The sequence below is a fragment of the Candidatus Omnitrophota bacterium genome, from assembly GCA_028707125.1.
Lineage (GTDB): Bacteria > Omnitrophota > Gorgyraeia > Gygaellales > JAQTUX01 > JAQTUX01.
In genome coordinates, this window is record JAQTUX010000001.1 from 919,371 (window position 1) to 927,922 (window position 8,552).

Here is an 8,552-nt window from a genome sequence, read left to right on the forward strand (position 1 = left end):
ATAAGATTGATTAAGAAAATAATTATAGTTACGATAGGTCTGTCTTTGTTCGTTTGGGGGTATTCTTATGCCCAGACGCCGCCTGCTTCTCAAACCGCCGGCGGCCTGGAAAAGACGGAAAGGGCCATAGAGAAGGAGAAAGAGCTGCAGCAGAGGATCACCACGGAGAAGAAAGCGGTGGAAGAGAAAGAGGTGGGAGTTGAGGAAACAGCCGCGGCTTTAGCAGAAGAAAAAAAGATCCTTATTAAGACAATTGAGGTGAAGGGCGCGACCCTTATTTCCGAAGAGGTGGTAAACAAGATAAAGGCGGAATACGAAGGCAAGGAGATCACCATAAAGGATATGCAGAAGATCTGCGACCTGATCACGGATGAATACCGGCAAAAGGGCCACGTTACCTCCCGCGCCTACCTGCCTCCACAGACCATAAAAGACGGCTTACTTATAATAATGGTCACGGAAGGCCAGCTCGGCAGCGTAGATATAAAGGGTAACCGTTATTTCAAGACCGCCCTGCTTAAAAAAAAATTACTGGTGAAGGAGGGCGGTTTTTTTGATTACAAATCCCTCCAGAAGTCATTACGCGGCATAAACGAACACCCTGACAGGTTTGCCAGGGCGGTGCTGGTCCCCGGGGAAAAGCCGGGAGAGACCAATATCGTTTTAGAGGTAAAGGACCGGCTGCCCATCCACGCCGGTTTAAGTTTTGATAATTTCGGCTCAAGGTATATTCAAAAATATAATTACGCCTCTACCCTTGAACACAACAATTTTTTTGGCTGGGATGACCGGCTCTACCTGAAATATCAAAGAGCCCAGTCCAACGCGCAGCGGCTCAAATCACTCAGTTATACCATTCCCTTAAATTCTACCTTTGAGGCAGGCGGCTCCTATCTTTGGAGCAAGATGAAGCTGGGCAAGGAATTTGAAGACCTTGATGTCCGCGGCAGGACAGAGATCGTCAGGTTGTTCCTGAACCAGACGCTGATAGACGAGGACTTATTGGACCTGAAATTAAATTTTGGATTTGATTATAAACATATTGAAAACTACACAGTTTCACAGGTTACTTCAAGGGATGAGGTCAGGATGTTCAGGATGGGGTTTGATCTGGATAGTGAGGATAAATGGGGCCGCACTATTTTTACTATGGAAGAAGATATAGGTATTCCCGATCTATTCGGAGGGGCGGGTGACAAAGACCCCCTTGCCACCAGGGAGGGCGCGGGAGGCAAGTTTTTTAAGTTGGCAGGCAATATATACCGGCTCCAGCCAATGCCTTTTGATTCTCAGATATTGTGGAAAAACCAGTTTCAACTCTCCAATTACACCCTGCCTGCCTGCGAGCAGTTCCAGATAGGAGGCATAGCGAATGTCCGGGGTTATCCACCCGCGGAGTTCAGCGGCGATAAAGGTTTTGCCACCAGTGTTGAATGGTCTTTCCCGCCTTATTTTCTGCCTAAGGATACAAATATTCCTTTGACCCAGAGTAAAATTTATGACGCGATAAAGTTCCTCATTTTTTATGACCTGGGCGTGATCCGTCTTAAAAAGGAACTGGGTACAGAGCAAAAACACAGGACGCTAAGAGGCGTGGGCTTCGGCATGAGGATGAATCTGCCACAGGATTTTTCAGCCAGGTTGGAATTCGCTTATCCGTTAGCCATGACCCCTTCGGATGAAGACCACTTTCACCCTTACGTAAGCGTAAATAAGAGGTTCTAAAATATGATGAAAAAATTAATGAAGGTAATAGATTTATTGCTGGTCATTTTGCTGCTTTGTCCGCCGCACTATGTGCGCGCCTTACCCGAAGGCGAGGCAGTGGTTTCAGGCAGCGCCGATTTCAGTTATCCCGATGCCAATACCATGAATATTACCACTTCGGACAGGGTCATCATTGATTACCAGAGTTTCAGCATTGCCCAGCCGGAGACAGTCCGGTTTATCCAGCCGTCGGGCAGTTCCGTGGCGTTAAACAGGGTCAGGGGAGGCGACCCTTCTACTATATTAGGAAGCTTACTTGCCAACGGCAAGATATTCCTGATCAATCCCAACGGTATCTTATTTGGTGCGAACGCGAGGGTTGACGCGGCAGGTTTAGTGGCGTCGACTCTGGATATATCTAACGAGGATTTTCTTGAGGGCAGGTTGAATTTTCAGGGGGTTGGCGGCTACATTATAAATCAGGGTATTCTTACCGCCAAGCCGGGCGGTTACATCTGCCTTCTTTCAGGCGCGGTAGATAATCAGGGCGCGATACAAACGGTCTTAGGCACGGTAGTTTTGGCATCGGGAGAGAAAGCAACTTTAAACCTGGATGATTTAGGCCAGATCAGCGTGGTAATTGATGAGTCGGTGAAACAGGAGGTTTTCGGCCCTGACGGAGAGAAGCAGAACGACGCGGTGAAAAATTCAGGCACGATCAGCGCGGCCGGCGGCATCGTCACTCTGACCGCAAAGGCATTGAACGATGTTTTTGACCACGCTATAAATAATTCCGGAAGGATTGAGGCAAAGTCGCTGGTAGAAAGAAACGGAGAGGTGGAATTGGTTTCTGAAGGCAGCGGCATCGTTCAAAACACAGGTGACATTGAGGTGTCTGGCGTTGATGAGGCAGTAAATGGCGGAAGCGTATTAATGCAGGGAGAGCGCGTAGGACAGTTTGGAAAAATCGAAGCCGGTGCCGTGAGTGGAGATGGCGGCAACATCGAGCTATTAGGAAATGATGTGGTTGCGTTGGGTTCTAATAGCGTAACCAGTGCCAATACTCAGATAAGCGGCAACGGTGGAAACATTATCATATTAGGCAAACAGCATGCCTTGGTTTGGCTTGATGCTGTAATCGTTGCTTTGGGTGGAGCTATCTGGGGAGACGGCGGTTTTATAGAAACTTCCGGGAATCGTTTGGAAATATATAGCGTGCCTGATGTAAGCGCGCCAAATGGTTCTGGCGGTACCTGGCTTCTTGACCCGGAAGACATTAATATTACTAATGTTCAGGCGAATATTACTCAAGCCGGCGCAGGTGATCCCGGCCCCATTTCTTTTACGCCTACCAGCGCCGATACCGCGACAACCTTAGATGTTAATAACATTATTACTGCCTTAAATAACGGCTCTAATGTTACCGTAAACACGGCAAGCGGTGGCACAGCTACTACCGGCATAATTACGGTGAGTTCCGCAATTGCCAAGACAGCCGACGGCGGCAGCGGTGACGGTTCAACACTGACCCTTACTGCAAATGATGATATTGTGGTGAATGATACGATCAGCTCAAGTTCCGGCAAATTGAACTTAGTTTTTAGCGCTGCTGATCTGATAGACATAAATTCTGCTATTACGACTAACGGAGGCAGTTTTAGCTCTACCAGTAAAGACTTTTCTCTCGATGTAAGCATAGACACCGGTATAGGCGATATAGAATTTCTTCCTTTGAGCAACAACACAATAGAGATAGGTAATGTCCCGGGAAGCTATGACTTTACTTTGGATAACGAAGAAATAAGCAGAGTAACTACAACCGGAACAGTTACCATAGGAGATGATAATTCTGGCAGTATTAGTGTTAATATCGACCCTTCTCTTGATTTAGATTTTACCAAACTTACTTTGATTTCTGGTAATACTATTAATGATGTTGACGCAACTACGGCGATAGCCATTGATACCTTATCGTTATTTGGTTCAGCCATCGGTACGAGTTCAAATCCTCTAAATACTGAAGTTAACAAGATAACCAAGGCAGAATCCAGAAACGGTTCAATCTACATTACTAATAACGGTAACTTAAATCTGTCCGAAGCACTTGTTGCAGGCACGGGCACAGAAGATATCTCTATTGTTACTTCCGGAGACCTGACTTTGGGTTCATTAATTTCTCCGGATACCATTACCTTAGATATCGGTGGTTTAATCTTGGATGGAAATGATGATTCTGTAAATATCGATTCTATAGCATTCAACATCCTTTCAGCGACCGATGTGGGGGAATCAGATAATATTTTAGACACGGCTGTTGATGTCATAGATGTTAATGTTACCGGAAGCATATATCTAAAGGACGAAGATGATATAGCCATAGATTCAATTTATACCGATGGCAATGTGAACATTTATACGCCAGGCGCCATAACTAGATCTGGCAGTGGTACCGTTAGAGGAGTAAAGGTAAAACTAAATGCTAATAAAATCGGTAGTTCAAATGCAGGACTTACTATAACTGGGGAATTTGAGGAAAATGTGCCCCCCGGTGATCCTGAGGGCAGTTCAGACCATATCGTAAGCATCTGGTCCAATGATAACACTATAACTATTTCTTGGCCGGCAGTAACTGATCCCGGTTACCCATCAACCGGGGTATATGGTTATTATTATGTCTGGGATACCTCTCCGAATACTGTCGTTACTCCCAGCAATGGCATCTATACTGCCAATACGACGATTACCAGTCATCCACTTAGCGACGGCACCGCGCATTATTTTCATGTTATCGCCGTAGACAATTCTGACAATTATTCAGCGGACCAAAACGACTTAGGCCCATTCTACTTGAATGGTACAGTCAGTTCCAGCCAGCCGCTTAATTATTCCGCGAATCCGGCGAGGGCATTTGATAATATGGCCTTATCTTTGGTGAATTACAGGGTGGGTTCTTTTAATCCGAACCCGACATTTTATTTTTATCATCCCATAATAGACATAGATAACTCGGCATTTTCCAATTTGATTATGGATAGCGACGCTTATGAATTTATTGAGGACTCTTTGAAGCTCAAGAAGTCCCTTCCGATATATTTTGGCGCTCCGTAGATCTTTTTGAAGGGGATTGCCTGCCTTCTCTAATTAAGAAGGTTTTTATTAACCGTGTTTCTTAAATACTTTGTAAAAGTTTTCCGTAAAAAAACAGAGAGATGATGAAGGGTACTTTCAAGAAAAGCACAATATTATTCAGCGTTCTGTTTTTCGGCTTGATGGCTGCAAGCGCTCTGGCAGCGCCTGTGGCGGATATTGTAAGCGGTCCAAGCGGCACGGTCAATAGTAGTTCGGCCGATTTCACTATCGGCGGATCAGGTATAACGCAATATAAATATAATCTTGACGATTCTGATAATCTTGAGGAGAATTATCAAGGTCCATTTGATATTAATCAGCATATTATTGAATCTAATCTTTCGGATGGCCCACATCATTTACGTATAATAGGATTTGATGGTGTAGAGTGGCAGGATTATGCAACTTCAGCTACTGAAAGAATCTGGAATATTGATACAACACCGCCTATAGCAGTAATTACTAGAACATCGCCTTTAGCAGATCTTACCAACTCTACAACTGCAACTATCACCGTCAGCGAAACAGATACGTTAGGTAAGCCAGTTATATCTTATAAATATCGGCTCGATAGCGGATTGTATTCGGGCGAGCGCTTTGTCAGTACTACCCCTGATTTCACGATTTCTGACATTTCAGACGGCAGCCACAAAGTATATGTAATAGGTAAGGACAATGTAGGCAACTGGCAGACGACCCCCACCGAGACATCTTCATGGACGGTGGATACTACCGGCCCCACAGTGTCGTTGACCAGCTCTGCCCCTGCGAATACCAATACCTCGCCCATACCGGTTACAGCCACATTTAACGAGAATGTATCTGATTTTGTGCTTGGCGATATAACTATAGGTAACGGCAACGCCAGTAACTTAGCAGGGGGGCCGACTGTATATACCTTTGATGTTACCCCTACAGTAGACGGGACAGTTACAATAGACATATTAGCAGGAGTGGCAACGGACAGTTTAGGCAATTCTAATTCAGCGGCTGCACAGCTGTCGCGTAATTATGATACAGGCGATCCTGCTCCAGTATTAAGCTCGGCAGCTCCTAACCCGACCAATACATCGCCCATACCTGTAAGCGTAAACTTCGGTGAAAGCGTTACGGGTTTTGCGATAGGAGACATAACCGTAGGCAATGGTGCCGCCTCTAACCTTGCAGGCGGACCCGCGGTTTATACCTTTGATGTCACTCCCACGGCAGACGGAGCAGTTACCGTAGATATAGCAGCAGGGGTGGCGCAGGACCTGGCAGGCAATACTAGTTTGGTAGCAACGCAGCTCTCGCGTACCTATGACGGGACTGTGCCAACCGTAGTTTTGACTAGCGCCGCGCCTAATCCGACTAACACCTCGCCCATACCTGTAACAGCTACTTTCAGCGAAAATGTCACTGGATTCACAGAGGGCGAAATAACCATAGGTAACGGCAGCGTTGTCGGTGGCAGCTTGGCTGGCGGACCAGATGTTTATACTTTTAATGTTACCCCTGCAGGAGATGGCGCAGTTACAGTAAACATAAACGCAGGAGTAGCACAGGATTCAGCAGGCAACAACAATACCGCTGCAGCACAATTATCGCGCACCTATGATAATACAGATCCGGTCGCGACCTTAAGTGCGCCTTCGGCAGTAAACGGCGCATTCACTCTTACAGTTGACTTCAGCGAGAACGTCACCGGCTTCGCTGAAACAGACATATCGGTAACCAACGGTACCAAGGGGCTGGACTTCACCGCGGTAAGCGCCAAGCAGTACACCATAACCATTACACCTACGGCAGACCCCGTGGATTTAAGCGTGGCAGTAGGCGCAGGCCAGGATGCCGCGGGCAACGACTCAACAGCAGACAGCATATCGGTTGCCTATGATAATACCAAGCCGACTCCAGTGCTCACTACCCCAGAGAACCCGACCAATGATGATCCATTTATAGTCACAGTCAACTTCGGCGAGGCGGTCAACGGCTTTATAGCAGCCGATATAGATGTAGTAGGCGCGACCAAGGGCGCCTTCACAGGAGTAGACGGCGACTCAAGCTACACAATCAGCCTGGCGCCCACAGCAGGTATAGTCACAGTGAATGTGGCGGCTGATGTTGCAGCCGACCTCGTGGGAAATACCAACAACGTTGCAGTGCAATTATCCGTTACCTATGACGCAGCCGGGCCTACACCCGTATTAAGTTCAACCGCGCCTGATCCGACAAATACATCACCTATTCCTGTAATCGTGAACTTCGGTGAGTCCGTAAGCGGCTTTGCGCTTGGAGATATCACCGTAGGCAACGGTGCCGCAGGCAACTTAGCAGGCGGACCAGCTGCTTATACATTTGATGTAACACCGGCAGGGCAGGGAGTTGTAACTATCAATATAGCAGCAGGCGTTGCTGCTGACCTGGCAGGCAACAACAATAATGTCGCCGCGCAGTTATCACGCACCTACGATGGAGATCAGCCAACCGTGACGTTATCTACTACCGCACTCAACCCAACCAACACCTCGCCCATACCGGTGACCGCCACATTCAGCGAGGATGTGACCGGATTCGTAGTGGGCGATATCATCGTAGGCAACGGCACAGCGGGTAATTTCGCGGGAGGCCCTAAAGTATATACCTTTAGTGTAACGCCCTCAGGGCAGGGGGCAGTAACCATAGATATAGCAGCAGGAGTGGCTACTGATGGCGTTAATAATAATCAGGCAGCAGTGCAGCTTAGCCGCACCTATGATAATGTTGTTCCCAGTACCTCGGGACACTCGCCGGCCAAGAATGCAACAGGCGTGGCCAGGGACACCAATATTGTCTTACATATATTGGATGCAGGCGCGGGGGTTAACCAGTCCACCATCACCATGACAGTGGAAGGGAGCAATGTCACCGGTTCGCTCGCTATAGCCGGCTCTGCAGCAGACTATACGGTTACCTATAATCCTGCTGCGGACTTTGCCTATGATCAGGTAGTGGATGTGGTGGTGAATGCCTCGGATAGCGCAGGCAATCCCATGGGGTCTGATTCTTACTCTTTCACCGTTACATCAGCGCCGCCGCCGCCCGATACAACGGCTCCAAGCGTATCCAGCAGGTCTCCTTCATCAGGCGCAACCGATGTTGCCAAGGATACCAATATCGTAATACATTTAGTTGATTCCGGCTCAGGCGTTAACCAGTCCAGCATAGTGATGACGGTAGAGGGTGCGGGCGTCAGCCCGACAATAAGCGGCTCAGGCGCAGATACTACCGTGACCTATGATCCTCCCGCAGATTTTGCATACAGCCAGGTAGTAGATGTGACCATTACCGCCTCAGACACTGCAGGCAATGCCATGGCATCACCAGATAGCTACTCATTCACCATACAGGCGCCGCCTGACACCACTCGTCCTACGATCACCACTCTGACTACGACCGCATCAGAGCCGACCAGCTCAGCAAGCATACCTGTAACTCTGACCTTTAGTGAAAGCGTCACAGGCCTGCTTGCCACAGAGATCAGCGTTACCAACGGCTCTGTCTCAGGCTTCTCAGGCTCAGGGGCAAACTACAGCTTTACCGTCACCGCCTCAGCAGCAGGGGTAGTGAGCATAAAGATACCCGAAGGCGTTGCCCAGGATGCCTCAGCCAATACCAACACAGAATCAGTAACGCTCTCGCGCACGTATTCGCCGGCGCCTCCTGACACGACTCGTCCTACGATCACCTCATTGACC

Annotated in this window: 3 protein-coding genes; all 3 read left to right on the forward strand. The window is 48.0% G+C overall.

Annotated features, from left to right (window positions below; genetic code table 11):
* Positions 1 to 6 precede the first annotated feature (6 nt).
* Positions 7 to 1,725 (forward strand): ShlB/FhaC/HecB family hemolysin secretion/activation protein, encoded by a 1,719-nt coding sequence (locus PHR44_04605; GenBank protein ID MDD4909944.1) that lies wholly within the window; start codon positions 7 to 9, stop codon positions 1,723 to 1,725.
* Between the two features lie 3 nt (positions 1,726 to 1,728).
* Positions 1,729 to 4,815 (forward strand): filamentous hemagglutinin N-terminal domain-containing protein, encoded by a 3,087-nt coding sequence (locus tag PHR44_04610; GenBank protein ID MDD4909945.1) that lies wholly within the window; start codon positions 1,729 to 1,731, stop codon positions 4,813 to 4,815.
* Between the two features lie 599 nt (positions 4,816 to 5,414).
* Positions 5,415 to 8,552: Ig-like domain-containing protein (locus PHR44_04615; GenBank protein ID MDD4909946.1), on the forward strand; the 3,138-nt coding region annotated here is incomplete at its 3' end.

Bases quoted from the DNA above. Each gene is read 5' to 3' on its own strand.
- PHR44_04610 (MDD4909945.1), top strand. From the start codon at position 1,729: ATGATGAAAAAATTAATGAAGGTAATAGATTTATTGCTGGTCATTTTG.